The 14,120-nt window shown below is 31.8% G+C and carries 11 protein-coding genes; 9 read left to right on the forward strand and 2 right to left on the reverse strand.

The genetic code is table 11. From position 1 onward, the window contains the following. Positions 1-2: 2 nt before the first annotated feature. Positions 3-2,342, reverse strand: a complete 2,340-nt coding sequence (gene gcvT / locus ACTTBK_RS00775) for a glycine cleavage system aminomethyltransferase GcvT (RefSeq protein ID WP_440618162.1) — start codon at positions 2,340-2,342, stop codon at positions 3-5. Between the two features lie 145 nt (positions 2,343-2,487). On the opposite strand from gcvT, the gene ACTTBK_RS00780 reads away from it, so the two are divergent. The 7 genes from ACTTBK_RS00780 to ACTTBK_RS00810 all read left to right on the forward strand — a co-directional run bounded on the left by ACTTBK_RS00780 (position 2,488) and on the right by ACTTBK_RS00810 (position 10,152). Next, positions 2,488-3,432, forward strand: coding sequence for an ABC transporter substrate-binding protein (locus tag ACTTBK_RS00780; RefSeq protein ID WP_262590397.1), 945 nt, complete (start codon positions 2,488-2,490; stop codon positions 3,430-3,432). 83 nt (positions 3,433-3,515) lie between these two features. Next, complete coding sequence (locus ACTTBK_RS00785) at positions 3,516-3,893, forward strand: MORN repeat-containing protein (RefSeq protein ID WP_440618163.1); 378 nt, start codon at positions 3,516-3,518, stop codon at positions 3,891-3,893. Further along, positions 3,893-4,444, forward strand: coding sequence for a hypothetical protein (locus ACTTBK_RS00790; protein ID WP_440618164.1), 552 nt, complete (start codon positions 3,893-3,895; stop codon positions 4,442-4,444). Before ACTTBK_RS00785 ends, ACTTBK_RS00790 begins: the two co-directional genes overlap by 1 nt. A gap of 65 nt (positions 4,445-4,509) precedes the next feature. Next, positions 4,510-5,541 carry a quaternary amine ABC transporter ATP-binding protein gene (locus ACTTBK_RS00795; RefSeq protein WP_440614094.1) on the forward strand — a complete coding sequence of 344 codons (1,032 nt, stop codon included), beginning with the start codon at positions 4,510-4,512 and terminating at the stop codon, positions 5,539-5,541. A 3-nt stretch (positions 5,542-5,544) separates the two neighbouring features. Further along, positions 5,545-7,698, forward strand: a complete 2,154-nt coding sequence (locus ACTTBK_RS00800) for an ABC transporter permease (protein WP_440618165.1) — start codon at positions 5,545-5,547, stop codon at positions 7,696-7,698. Positions 7,699-7,702: 4 nt separating this feature from the next. Beyond that, complete coding sequence (gene glpK / locus ACTTBK_RS00805) at positions 7,703-9,181, forward strand: glycerol kinase GlpK (protein WP_440618166.1); 1,479 nt, start codon at positions 7,703-7,705, stop codon at positions 9,179-9,181. An 8-nt stretch (positions 9,182-9,189) separates the two neighbouring features. Continuing rightward, positions 9,190-10,152, forward strand: coding sequence for a 2-dehydropantoate 2-reductase N-terminal domain-containing protein (locus tag ACTTBK_RS00810; RefSeq protein WP_440618167.1), 963 nt, complete (start codon positions 9,190-9,192; stop codon positions 10,150-10,152). Here the strand turns inward: ACTTBK_RS00810 and ACTTBK_RS00815 are convergent, their stop codons facing one another. Continuing rightward, on the reverse strand, positions 10,153-11,484 hold the full coding sequence (locus tag ACTTBK_RS00815) for an NAD(P)-binding domain-containing protein (protein ID WP_440618168.1): 1,332 nt from the start codon (positions 11,482-11,484) through the stop codon (positions 10,153-10,155). An 81-nt stretch (positions 11,485-11,565) separates the two neighbouring features. On the opposite strand from ACTTBK_RS00815, the gene ACTTBK_RS00820 reads away from it, so the two are divergent. Together ACTTBK_RS00820 and ACTTBK_RS00825 are read left to right on the forward strand one after the other, a co-directional pair. Next, a complete protein-coding gene (locus ACTTBK_RS00820) occupies positions 11,566-12,642 on the forward strand; it encodes an ABC transporter ATP-binding protein (protein WP_262590405.1) in 1,077 nt (358 codons plus the stop codon). Positions 12,643-12,757: 115 nt separating this feature from the next. Continuing rightward, positions 12,758-14,089, forward strand: a complete 1,332-nt coding sequence (locus tag ACTTBK_RS00825; RefSeq protein WP_440618169.1) for an ABC transporter substrate-binding protein — start codon at positions 12,758-12,760, stop codon at positions 14,087-14,089. Positions 14,090-14,120 lie beyond the last annotated feature (31 nt).

Below are 14,120 nucleotides of genomic sequence, written 5' to 3' on the forward strand. Positions count from 1 at the left end.
TTCTAAGATCTTACTCTTGATTTAGTTGGATCATAGAATGGAAATCCTACGACTTTTGCACTAATTCTTTTTTGGTGACCATCTATTTTTCCAATTTCAACTTCTGTTCCAATTTCTGAATATTGAGCATCTATTCTGCAAAGAGCTACATTTTTATTTAGAGTTGATGATAGACATCCACTTGTAACAATGCCCACTTGAGCTCTACCAATATGAACACAATCACCATGACCTGCAATTTCTTTTCCAATCAATTCTAAGCCAACTAATTTTTTTTGAGGATTGTTTTTTCTTTTAATTAATTCTTCTTTACCAATGAAGTCTTCTTCTTTAGTTTTCAAAGGAACCGCAAAACCTATCCCTGCTTCAAAGGGATCTTGTTGACCATCAAATTCATTTCCAAATAAAATTAATCCAGCTTCTATTCTAAGCTTATCAAGAGCAGCAAAACCAGCAGGAATTAAACCGTCATCTTTTCCTGCTTCCATTAATTTATCCCAAACTTCAGGAGCATGGTTTGGATGACACCATACTTCATAACCAAGCTCACCTGTATAACCAGTTCTAGAAACAACTAGTGGAATACCTTGTAATTCTTCTATTCTACAAATTGTAAATCTAAACCAACCAAGTTCATCAATAGATGGTTGAGTGGGTGGTGTAAAAATTATCTTTTTTAAAATATCTCTACTTTTTGGACCTTGTATAGAAACATTACTAATTTGGTCGGTTGAATTTTTAACATTCGCATTAAAATTTTTTTTCTTCGCTATTTCTTTTAACCATTCTCCATCATACTCATCACCACATATCCATCTAAATCCTGTTTCACTTAATCTTAATAATGTTCCATCATCAAACATCATTCCATTTTCATAACACATTGCAGAATATACAACTTGGCCAACTGATAATTTTTTAATGTTTCTGGTAAGTGTGTAGTTTAATAATTCCTCAGCATCCGGACCTATTATTTCAAATTTTCTAAGTGAAGATAAATCAATTAATACCGCATCGTTTCTGCAGGCATTATATTCATTTACTATTCCGTGTTTTGTATAATCATTTGGAAGCCAAAAACCTCTTGCATCAACAAAATTTCTTGTAAGTTGAGATGTACGTTCGTGAAAACCTGAATTTCTAGTTAGTTTTTTTTCTGAATCTGTTTTCATTCGAAAAGCAAAAGATTTTCTAAATTCCTTATTTTTATCGTAAGTTCTAACAAAAATTTCAGTAGGATTCCATGAATTACAAGCATCAATATCGCTAGGACAAGCCGTAGTACCGATTGTTAAATCTTTTAATGCTCTAAACATTACATAATCACCAGGTCTAGAATAAGATTCATCAGATATTACTGAATTTAATCCAGCAGCTGATGTATTAAAAAATAAATTAATTGCATGCCATCCCTTTTGTTTTTGAACTCCATATTTAGACATACTCTCAGTTAAATTATCAGAGCAATTAGGATGACCAAAATAACCAGCATCTTCATAATATTTTGAAGTACATGCAAGATTAAAAGTATCATGCTTACCAACTGTATCTCTTATTACCTCTACTAAGGGTTCATGATCAGTATCATAAAATTTTGAATGTAATCCAGGACCAGGAAAAGTATTTCCCATAAAAGTTCTAGTTGTTTGCCAATCCAATCCTTTTTCTATTCCTTTTTCTAATTTTTTTGTATCAAATGCTACAAAGTCTGAACATTGTCTTCCAGTAGGACTTATAACTTGAATGTAATCTCCTTCTTTAACCTGATATGATGTTGAAGTTTCTTTATCTATGTTTTCTTCATAAAGTGGTTCAAAAACTGGATCAGGTATAACACTCAACTCTTTATCATTTATAACTTTCGCTCTTTTAATAAAAATAGTTAAATCTGTTGGTGGATTTTGTTTGGTAACGTCCATATCCTCACCTGGTGCAGCAAAGATTGCATAACATTTATCTTTTGACTTAAGTTTAATCTTTTCATCAGCTTTTGTATCAAGATCAAAAACTATTGATGATTTAGACTCTTTTATATTTAAGTTTCTTTTTTTTAATTGATAATTTGTTGCTAAGATTGTTTCATCTTTTCCATATAAAATGTCTCTTATGAAATTTTTTTGACTGTTTTCTCTTAAATTTAAAATTCCTAATTCTGACTTTCCATCTTTATTAAAACAAATTATTTCACAAATTTGATTTCCTTCATCGTTGATTATTTCTATTTCATCATCTGGAAAAATTTGAAAAGCAGTAAGAGCGCCACCATTTACAATATGTCGTTCAACTCCAGGTGGTAAAATATTTAGTCCAGGATTTTTAATGTCTTTACTTGTTCCAAACATTTTTAAAATTTTTTAATATTGATATATTTTTTATCACCATTTTTATTGATTAAATATATATATATTTTTTAGAACTAATAATTCTTTACCTAGCTATTCGTTTTAACATAAAGTGTTAATATTAATATTAATAGAGGGGAAAAAAATGAAAAAAATAATGTCATTATTATCTGCTCTAGTTATTTCTGTAGTAAGTTTCTCAGGAATTTCTAACGCTGATAGCAAAAAGCCCATCGTAATACCAACTCATAACTGGTCATCTCAAATTGTAATGGCTTACGTTATTGGTGGAATTTTTGAAAGCATGGGTAACAACGTAAAATATGTAAACGCTGACTCACAAGCAGTTTATGAATCAATAAGAATTGGAGACGTAACTATTTCTCACGAAGTATGGGAGTCTGCATTCGGTAAGTCATTTACTACTGCTCTAGATAAAGGTGGTTTACTTGACTGGGGTGATCATGAGGCAAGAACTCTTGAAGATATGGGTTACCCAAACTGGGTTGTTGAAAAAGGTTTGTGCCCAGGTCTACCAGATTGGACAGCTTTAAAAAATCCAGACTGTGCTAAAAACTTTACAACACCTGACTCTCCAGATGGGAAAGGAAGAATGTTGGAAGGACCTCAAAGTTGGCATGGTGATTTAATTCCGCAAAGAGTTGAAGCTTTAGGTTTAGGTGATCTTTGGTGGGTTAAATTTGCTGGAGGTGCAGATGCACTTTGGGCTGAATTAGCAGCTGCTGAAAAAGAAGGAAGAGGAACTATAATCTTTAACTGGACACCAAACTTTACAGATGGTGCTGGTTTTACATTTATTGACTTCCCTCCATACACAGCAGGTTGCAGACCAGAAGATGGTGGTGATGGTAAATGTGGTTCTCCTGATGGATACTTGAAAAAAGCTGTTCATGAGGATTTCCCAAAAACTCACCCAGATGCAGCAGCAGCATTTAAAAAGATGTCATTCTCAACAAGTCATATTGGTGCAATGGCAGCTTTAGTTGATGTTGATAAAATGACTCACGAAGATGCAGCTAAAAAATGGTTAGCTGACAACGAGTCAGTTTGGAAACCTTTTACTAAATAAGGGTAAAAGTTAAAAAAATTAAAATCTCCCCCAACTTGTTTGGGGGGGATTTTTTTTTATTCTAATTTGTGTAAAGTGACAAAATGAAAAAATTTCTAATTTTCATATTTTTAATTTCTTTAATTAACTCATCTGCATTTGCTCGAAGTACAGGATGCAAAGAAGGAAACTGTGAAAATGGTTTTGGCAAATGGATTTATACCGACAAGACAACTTATGAAGGTGAGTGGGTTGCAACAAAAAAAGAAGGTCAAGGAGTTGAGACATGGCCTAACGGATATATTTACAAAGGTGAATTTAAAAATAGTCAATGGAGTGGAAAAGGAATTTTAACTTTTCCTGATGGATCTACTTATGAAGGTGAATGGTCCAACGGTTTCATGAATGGACAAGGAACATTTACTTGGGCAGACGGTAAACAAAAATCAGGTACTTGGATAAACGGAAAGTTACAAGAGTAATGTCGAACGAAAATAGTTTAAATAAAACTGAGGACAATTCAAATTCAACAAAGCAATTTATTGGTTTAGTTATTGTTACTGCAATAGTGATAGCTTTTTTTGCTGTTTTAAATGGAATATTTGGAGGGGGAGACGAGCTTGTAGAAAAAATGAAATTGGAAGAACAAAGAATTGCTGAAGAAAGAAAACTAAGTGAATTAATATCTAAATTACCTTCAGGAATTTTAGTATCCTTCGATGGAACTGACCACTATAGATTAACTGATGAGGTATATGAGCAAGTATGTAAAGCTACGAAATTAATTCCACAACGAGCAATTATGGGTGCTAATTTTTTAAATTTTAGAGCACACGAGATTTATACAATAAACGGAAATAAAATTGATGAAACTTTTGTCAAATGGGATCAAGAAAAAGGCAAGTGTTATGCAGGTTTTACGGTAAGTGGAAACAATGTTGGGGTAGATGAAACTATTACTGTTAGTGGAGAAGCTTTGAGTTTTTTAAGTACAGGTATTGATACTAGAGTTTACTATATTAAGAATTTTTAATGATGAAAGGTTATAATAATTAACATTTAAATTTTATTGAATTTCATATAACTTTGAGAAGATTTATGTCTGAGACCGTTATTAAGTGTGAGTCAGTTTATAAAATTTTTGGTGAGAATGCCAAAAAAATGCTTGAAGAATCTAACGGTAATGTAGATGCAAAAACATTTCAAGAAAACGGCTGCATAGTTGGAGTTAACAACGCTTCGTTTGAAGTTTCAAAAGGAGAAATGCTAGTAGTAATGGGTTTATCTGGTTCAGGTAAATCAACATTACTAAGATGTATTTCAAGATTAACAGACGCAACTGGAGGAAAAATTTTCATAGAAGGTCAAGATCTACTTCAATTGAATAATAAAGAATTAATTGAGCTTAGAAGAAATAAAATGGGAATGGTTTTCCAAAGCTTTGCCTTGTTGCCTCACAAAACGGTTGTAGAAAATATTGCTTTCCCACTTCAGATAAAGGGTATTAAGACTGAGGATAGTATTAGTAGAGCAATGGAAATGGTTAAACTAGTTGGACTTGATGGAAGAGAAAATTATTTTCCAAGAGAGCTTTCAGGAGGTCAACAACAAAGAGTTGGGATTGCTCGATCTTTAGCAGTGGAACCTGATATTTGGTTTTTAGATGAACCGTTTTCAGCATTAGACCCACTAATAAGAAAAGAAATGCAAGACGAGTTTTTAAGATTGCAAGAAAAATTACAAAAAACAATTATGTTTATTACTCATGATTTTGACGAGGCTTTAAAATTAGCTGATCGAATTGCGATCATGAAAGATGGCATTATAGAACAGTTAGATACACCTGCCAACATTGTTTTAAATCCAGCTACAGAATATGTAAGAAAATTTACTGAAGAAGTTCCAAGAGAAAAAGTTTTAGTCATTGAAGATGTAATGGATAGTTCAAATAAAGATAATTTAGGAGATATAAAAGTTTCAAAAGACGACATTATCGAAAATGTTGCAGAAAAAATTCTTACCCAAGAAAAAATTGTAGGAGTGGTTGACTCTAATAACAATATTATTGGTTCAATAAAACCTTCAACAATCATTGATACAGTTTTTGGAGGAAGAAAAAATAGTAGCTAAACCATGGAATATTTAAAAAAATACCCAAAGTTGTTTCAATGGATATTTTTGCTGGTTGTATTTTTTGCTCTATGTTTTGCAATAGATGTTCCTGAAACTTATAAATTTATAAGAGGCCAAGCAGAATTTGTAAAAGATCCTAACCAAAGTGTTTATTTTTTTCTAGGTAAAGAAGTCCGATATTATGCTTTCGATGTGTTTTGGAGATTACCACCTTTACTTGGTTGGTTGCCCATTTGGATAAACGACACTTTATTTTTCTTGATGAATGAGTGGATGCCAATGGAGTTTTGGAATGAAGATACTCAAGAGTTTAAAACGAGACCACTGTTATTAGAAATTAGTAGAAATTTAACGTCTTTTATGACGTTTTTGATTGAGTTGATTAGAGAAATTTTGCTTGGTGGATTAGAAACTATAGTAGCATTCACTAGCTGGGATTTTATTGATGCTTATCCTTGGTTAGAATTACCAGGTTTACCTTGGACTATCGTTGCAGCCGGAGCGACAATACTTGCATATAAACTGAGTGGTATAGGACTTGCTTTATTTGCAGGTTTAACAATGGTCTATATTTCAATCTTTGGTCAGTGGAAACCTTCAATGCAAACACTTTCTTTTATATTAGTAGCTGTTCCTCTGTCATTTGCATTCGGTATCAGTTTAGGTATTGCTGCTTACAAAAGTAAAAGAGTTGAAAATGCTTTGTATCCAATTCTTTTAGTGATGCAAACAATGCCTCAATACGCAGTATTAGTTCCTGCCCTTGTTTTGTTCGGTGTTGGTGATCATGCAGCTGTAATAATTACAATGGTAGTAGCAGTACCTCCAATGATTTTATTAACTATTCTTGGACTACGAGCAGTTCCTCCAGAAGTCATCGAAGCAGGAAGAATGAGTGGTTGTACAAATTGGCAGTTAATGACCAAAGTTCTTATCCCAACTGCAAGGAGGGATATCTTAATTGGAGTTAACCAAGTGATAATGGTTTGCTTTTCAATGGCGGTAATCTCTGCGTTTATTGGTGCTAAAGGATTAGGATTTAATCTATTGCTTGCTTTAAACCAACTTAACATCGGGTTAGCTCTTGAAGCAGGTTTATGTATTAGTTTGATTGCAATTCTATTAGATAAAATGTCATTAGCGTGGGCAAATCAACAACAAGATTATTTCGGCAATCTTACTTTCTTCCAAAGAAATAAAAATATTATATTTTTTGGTGGATCAATAATTGTTGGAGCTATTCTTGCTTATATCGGAACATTTATTTTTAAAGATACATTTAATTATTTATTTGAAGTTCCACATAACAAAGGATTTTCAACAGCTGATTTTTGGAATAAAGGTGTAGATTGGATTTTTGATACATTTTTTGTTTATATAAAAGCATTTAATACATGGTTAATTACAGAAGTGCTTCAACCAATGAGAGCTTTATATTTAAGAATGCCAGCTGTTGCTACTTTAGTGTTAGCTGTAGGTGCTGGTTATTTAATTGGAGGAATTAGATCAGCATTAGTTGTTGCTGCTTTAACTTTATTTATAGCATTAAGTCCTTGGTGGGATAGAGCATTGGTTACATTGTACATGGCAACTTTTGGAGTAGTCGTTTCTTGTTTAATAGGCTTTACGGTTGGAACTTTATGTTTTCAAAACAAAAAGTCTGCAGCATTTATGTTAGGGGTTTGTGATATTTTTCAAACTTTCCCATCATTTGTATACCTAATTCCTGTAATGATGCTGTTTGGAATTACAGATACTTCAGTATTAATTGCTGTAATTGTTTACGCTACAATTCCAGCAACCAGATATACTATTGAAGGGTTAAGAAGTGTACCTGCTGGTTTGCATGAAGCAGCAACGATGTCTGGCGTTAATAAATTTCAAAGATTAACTAAGATTGAATTTCCATTAGCTTTCCCACATATGATGCTTGGGATAAATCAAACAATCGTATTTGCTTTATTTATGGTCATTATCGGAGCTTTTATTGGAACAGAAGATCTTGGTCAGTACATTTTAAAGGCATTGTCAGATAAAAACGGAGCTGGAATAGGCTTAACTTTAGGTATCTGTGTTGCTTTCATAGGATTGATTTTTGATAATTTAATTAGAACTTGGGTTGAGAAAAGAAAAAAACACTTAGGTATAGCTTAGTCCGTTGAAAAAATTTATTATTTCTATCGATCAAGGAACAACATCTTCAAGAGTAATTTTATTTGATACAAAAGGTAATATTGTTTTTGTTTCACAATATGAATTTAAACAATATTTTCCAAAAAATGGATGGGTAGAACATAATCCGAATGAAATCTGGTCCACAACACTTAGAGCTTTAAAACAAGTTATAAATAAAGCAAAAAAATTAAAAGGTCACATACTTACAATTGGAATTACAAATCAAAGGGAAACCACAATTCTATGGAATAAAAAAACAGGAAAGCCAATTTATAATGCGATTGTATGGCAAGATAGAAGAACTCAAGACTACTGTAAATTACTTAAGAAAAAAAATTATGAAAATTCATTTAGAAATAAAACTGGATTATTTATAGATCCATATTTTTCAGCAACTAAAATTAAATGGATCTTAGACAATGTTAAAATTTCAAAAAAACTTCTTAGTTCAAATGATTTATTATTTGGGACTGTAGATACATTTTTGATTTGGAAATTAACAAAAGGTAAGCAGCATTTAACTGAAGCATCTAATGCAAGCCGAACAATGCTGTATAATATCAATAATAATAAATGGGACAAAGAAATTTTAAAAAAACTAAATATTCCACAAAAAATTTTACCAGAAGTTAAAAACTCAGCAGATAATTTTGGAAAAACAGACAAAAAAATTACAGGAGTTGAAATTTCAATTTCTGCAGTTCTTGGTGATCAGCAAGCAGCAGCATTTGGACAAACTTGTTTTGAAAAAGGATCTATAAAAAGCACGTATGGTACTGGTGCGTTTGTTATTATGAATACCGGTCCAAAGAAAATTAATTCAAAAAATAAATTACTGACTACTATTTGTTATCGATTAAATAATAAAAATACTTACGCCTTAGAAGGTTCAATTTTTATAGCTGGTGCAGGAGTACAATGGCTAAGAGATAAAGTAAAATTGATCAAAAAAGCACCTGAAACTGAAAAGATTTCAAAATCATCTAAAATTAATGACGGTGTTTTTGTTGTACCAGCTTTTAGTGGAATGGGAGCACCTTATTGGAGACCAGATGCTAGAGGAGTAATTACAGGACTAACAAGAGATAGTGATTGGAAAAGTATAGTGAGAGCAACAGTAGAATCAGTTGGTTATCAAAGTTTTGATTTGTTTGATTCAATGAATAAAGATGGTTTGAAACCAAGAATAGTTAAGGTAGATGGTGGAATGGTTGCAAATAATTGGTTCACACAATTTTTAGCTGACATTATTAATTTAAAAGTTGTTAGACCAAAAATATTAGAGACAACTGCTTTGGGTGTAGCTTTATTAGCTGGACTTCAAATAGGAGAATATAAAACTTTAAATCAAATCAAAAATATGTGGAAAAAAGATCGTGTTTTTTCACCAAATATTAAAAAAACATTAAGAAATGAACTTTTAGCAGGATGGAAACTAGCAATTAAAAAAACTTTAGCGTAACTAGTCTTATGAAAAAAGTTTTAATAATAGGAGCTGGCGCAATGGGTGCTGCATTCACTTTTCCCCTTGCTGATAATAATCATAAAGTAACTTTAACCGAGCCTTACAGTAAAGATCTCTTAAATAAATTAATAACCAAAAAAAAATTTCATCCAGCATTAAAACTTAAGTTATCTAAAAGAGTTTCTGTCAAAAAATTTTCATCAGACTTACTTAATGAAAAATGGGACTTAGTTGTTGTTGCAGTAAGTTCTATTGGAATTGAAATGGTTAGAAAGCATTTAAAAAATATAAAGAGAAAAGTTTCTATTCTCATTTTGACCAAGGGTCTTAAATATGATCGAAATAATAAAAAAATTATTACTATGTCTGAGCAGCTAAACAAAGGAAATCAAAATTTAAATATTTCAGTTTTAAAAGGACCTTGTTTGGCAAAAGAGTTAGCAAAAAAAATCAAAAGTTACACCGTGATAGCAAACAAGAATATTAATATTGCAAAAAATATAGGAAAATTAATCTCAACTAAATATTACAAAACAGAATATTCAAGTGATGTAAAAGGTGTTGAATTTTCATCTGCAATTAAAAATATATATTCAATGATTATTGGATCGGGCGAAGGTGAAAATACTGCTTCAGCTTTATTTAGAAAATCATTAGATGAAATGGAATATTTAATAAAATATTTCAGAGGTAAAAAAGAAACAGTTCATGGGTTAGCTGGAGTGGGCGACTTATATGTTAGTGCTGTTGGAGGTAGAAACAGTAAAATGGGTGAATATTTAGGAAAAGGTTTTACCTTTAAAGTTGCAAAAAATAAATTTATGCAAAATGATACAGTTGAGGGCGCAGATCTTGCTAGAGAGATAGCACCCTATATATTGAAAAAAATTAATAAAAATAAAATACCACTTATGCATGCACTATTAAGTGCAATCACAAAAAATAAAAAATTAAAAGTTAACTATTAATTATTTATTTAAAAATGTCTTCATCGAGTCGTCCATTGCAGTTTCCCATGGAGTGTGGTGTATAGGTGCAACAGAACCTGTGACAGGCGATGAAAATGATTTGTTTCTGTAAGTTAAGATATCTTCTACTTTATGATGTTCCCATTCTTTGAAATGTTTTCTGATTAATTCAAAATCTATTTTTGGATAATCAGACATATCATGAAGTTCTTTTGTGTACTCAGTTTGAAAATCAATCATTTGATCTGGGTTTTCTAATTTTTCCTCCATAGCAACCCATTTATTGATATCTTTATTAATTTCATCGGCACTTGGCATTTTAATTTTTCCCATAATTACATCTCTTGCAAACCAAGCTTGGCAATCAAACATATTAAAAGTATGGAATTGGTCTTGCATACCAAGATATAAAAGTTTGTGATTATCTTGCCAAACAACTCCTTTATATAATTTCGGCGGATATAATCTGTTATGTGTTTTTAACTTAATACTTTCATCTAAAAATGGAAAATGATGCAAGTAACCTGTGCACAAGATTATTGCATCTGCATCTTGTTCAGTACCATCTTTAAAAATTGCTTTTTTTCCTTCCAATCTATCTAGATAATGAACTTCTTTCATACCTTTAGGCCATTTAAATCCCATAGGTGCATTTCGATATCCAATAGTTACACTTTTAGCCCCGTATTTATTACACTGCAGAGCAACATCCTCAGCTGAATAACTGCTTCCTAAAACTATCACATCTTTTCCTCTAAATTCCTCGGCATCTCTAAAATCATGTGAGTGCATTATTCTTCCTGGAAAAGAATTCATTCCTTTATATTCAGGAATGAAAGGAACTGAGAAATGACCAGTAGAAACAACTAAATAATCAAATGTATCTTTTGAAATTTCATCTTTAACTTTGTCTTGATAGGTTATTTCAAATTTTTCATTGCTGAAAGTTATATTTGTAACTCTTGTGTTTAGTTTTATTTTATTTTTAATTTTGCCTTTGCTTACTCTTCCAAGAATATAATCTTGCAAAACTTCTCTTGGCGGAAAAGAAGGAATTGGTTGTCCAAAATGTTCATCAAAAGAATAATCAGCAAACTCTAAACATTCTTTAGGCCCATTTGACCATAAATATCTATACATACTATTATGAACTGGATCTCCATATTGGTCACTACCTGTTCTCCAATTATAGTTCCACAAACCTCCCCAATCTTCTTGTTTTTCAAAACAAACTATTTCAGGAATTTTTTCACCTTTATTTTCTAAGTGTTCGAATGCTCTTAACATTGATAGACCACAGGGTCCTGCTCCAATAATTGCAATTTTGCTCATTGTGTTTTCTCCAGTTTATAAATATGCTAAATAAATATAATCAAAAATAAACTAAAAATACAATATAAATATTAATTTAAGATGGCTGAGATAAATATTTCGAACATAAATAAATCTTTTGGATCTACACATGTGATCAAAGATGTGTCTCTAGATATTAAAAGTGAATCTTTCACTGTATTAGTTGGACCAAGCGGATGTGGTAAATCAACAATGTTAAGAATGATTGCAGGCTTAGAGGAGATCAACTCAGGAACAATTTCAATAGATGGACAAGTTGTGAATGATCTTCCTCCTAAAGAAAGAAATATCGCAATGGTATTTCAATCTTACGCATTGTATCCACATATGACTGTTTTTGATAACATGGCTTTTGGATTAAAGATTGAAAAAAAATCTAAAGAAGAAATTACAGAAAGGGTTATGGAAGCTGCTAAAATTCTTCAAATTGAAGAATACTTAGAGAGAAAACCAAAGCAATTGTCAGGAGGACAAAGACAAAGAGTTGCAATTGGTAGAGCCATTACAAGAAAACCAAAAGTATTTTTGTTTGATGAACCTTTGTCTAATCTAGATGCAGCTTTAAGAGTTCAGATGAGAGTAGAATTGGCTAAATTACATGATCAATTAAATGCGACGATGATTTATGTTACACACGATCAAACAGAAGCAATGACACTTGCAGATGATATAGTTGTATTAGATCAAGGTATTGTTTCTCAAAAAGGATCACCTTTAAAACTTTACAACGAACCTGAAAATTTGTTTGTAGGTGGATTTATTGGTTCTCCAAAGATGAACTTTATTAATTCTAAAGTTATAAGTTCCAATAATTCTGGAACAGAAGTTGAAATTTCAGGACAAGGAAAAATTATTGTTCCAAAAACTTCAGATAAAGTTTCACCTGGAGATAACGTAAAAATTGGTATCAGACCTGAGCATATCTTAATAAATAGTGGTGAAAAATGTTGGGAGAGTAAGGTATTCGTGATTGAAAAATTAGGTTCATCTACTTTTTTATATCTAGAAAAAGAGGGGGAGCCATTAGTAGTCCAAACTGATGGTGCCAGTAAAGTCAACGTTGGAGATAGTCTTAGTTTGGGGTTTGATCTGAGCAAATGCCATTTATTCGACAGCAATAATTTAGCCTTTAAATAAAGGTTTTTTTTTATAGTTTTTAAAATTACCCCATAACAGGGATGACACTATTGCATAAGAAATTTTTTCTAAAAAATATTAAGGTTTAAAAAAAAATAATTAACAAGAGGTAATTATGTTTAAAAAAACTTTAATATTATTATCTGCTGTAACATTTTTTATAAACAATGTTGCTTTTGCAGATATCAAGTTTTGGACAACTGAAACTCAACCAGCAAGAATGGCGAAGCAAGAAGATATGGCCAAAGCCTTTGAAGCAAAAACTGGTATTGCAGTTGAAGTTATTCCAATCGATGAAAAAGAATTAGGTAAAAGAGCAACAGCTGCAGCTGCAGCAGGTGATTTACCTGATGTAATTTATCATACACTACAATATGTATTGCCATGGGCTGAAGCAGGAATTTTAGATGTTGATGCTAACAATGATGTTGTTAAAGAATTAGGTAAGAAAACTTTTGCACCTGGTGCTTTAAATATGGCTAAGCAAGGATCAAAAATTGCTGCTGTTCCAGTTGATGGTTGGACTCAAATGATCGTTTATAGAAAAGATCTTTTTGAGAAAGCTGGTTTAGAGCCACCAACTAGTTATGCATATATCACTAAAGCAATAGAAACACTATCATCAAATGATATGTTTGGATTTGTTGCTGCTACAAAAACGGACGAAAACTTTATGAGTCAGGTTTTAGAACATGTATTGTTGGCTAATGGAGTTAACGTAGTTAAAAAAGGTGGTATCAAAAAACAAGGAAACAAACTTAAAAAAGCTTTAGAGTTTTACAAAACAATTGCAAAAGCTAGTCCAGAAGGTGAATTATACTGGAAACAATCTAGAGAACTATATTTTGCAGGTAAAACTCCAATGATTATCTGGTCTCCATTTATTATGGATGAGTTAGCAGGTTTAAGAGACTCTGCTCCTCCAACAATAAATGACGATCCAACTTCAAGTGAGTTAGCATCAAAAACTGGTTTCATTACAAACTTTAGTGGACCGAACAATAAAAAAGGTGCTGCTTGGGCAGACGTAAGATACTTTGGTATAACAGCCGATGCAGATACTGATGAAGCTAAACAGTTTATTCTTTATTCAATGGATGAAGGATATACTTCAACTTTAGCAATTGCTCCTGAAGGAAAATTTCCTGTAAGAAGAGGTAATGCAAGTGATCCAGCTGCGTATACTAAAGCTTGGTCAAAACTTCCAGTAGGAGTGGATAGAAAGGCTCCATTAACTGATCTTTATTCAGCAGATGTTATCGATAACATTGTAGCTGGTTTAGATACTGCTAGCAGATGGGGAGTTAAAGAAGGTGAACTTTCTAGAGCTTCTAAAGTTATCAATTCTCAATTCATTAATAGAATAACAAGATTATATATTGATGATCAAATTGATGTTGATGAGGCAGTTGATATGATCAATACTGCATTAGCACAGTTCAATTAATTTTAATTTTATAAAAAAGCGGATAATATTA

Origin of the sequence: Candidatus Pelagibacter sp. HIMB1493, from assembly GCF_052047995.1 — a bacterium.
In the GTDB taxonomy this organism is placed as follows: domain Bacteria; phylum Pseudomonadota; class Alphaproteobacteria; order Pelagibacterales; family Pelagibacteraceae; genus Pelagibacter.

Coding starts and splice junctions, on each gene's coding strand:
- ACTTBK_RS00810 (WP_440618167.1), top strand. CDS start 9,190: ATGAAAAAAGTTTTAATAATAGGAGCTGGCGCAATGGGTGCTGCATTC.
- ACTTBK_RS00820 (WP_262590405.1), top strand. CDS start 11,566: ATGGCTGAGATAAATATTTCGAACATAAATAAATCTTTTGGATCTACA.
- ACTTBK_RS00815 (WP_440618168.1), bottom strand. CDS start 11,484: ATGAGCAAAATTGCAATTATTGGAGCAGGACCCTGTGGTCTATCAATG.
- ACTTBK_RS00790 (WP_440618164.1), top strand. CDS start 3,893: ATGTCGAACGAAAATAGTTTAAATAAAACTGAGGACAATTCAAATTCA.
- ACTTBK_RS00795 (WP_440614094.1), top strand. CDS start 4,510: ATGTCTGAGACCGTTATTAAGTGTGAGTCAGTTTATAAAATTTTTGGT.
- ACTTBK_RS00780 (WP_262590397.1), top strand. CDS start 2,488: ATGAAAAAAATAATGTCATTATTATCTGCTCTAGTTATTTCTGTAGTA.
- ACTTBK_RS00785 (WP_440618163.1), top strand. CDS start 3,516: ATGAAAAAATTTCTAATTTTCATATTTTTAATTTCTTTAATTAACTCA.
- ACTTBK_RS00800 (WP_440618165.1), top strand. CDS start 5,545: ATGGAATATTTAAAAAAATACCCAAAGTTGTTTCAATGGATATTTTTG.
- gcvT (WP_440618162.1), bottom strand. CDS start 2,342: ATGTTTGGAACAAGTAAAGACATTAAAAATCCTGGACTAAATATTTTA.
- ACTTBK_RS00825 (WP_440618169.1), top strand. CDS start 12,758: ATGTTTAAAAAAACTTTAATATTATTATCTGCTGTAACATTTTTTATA.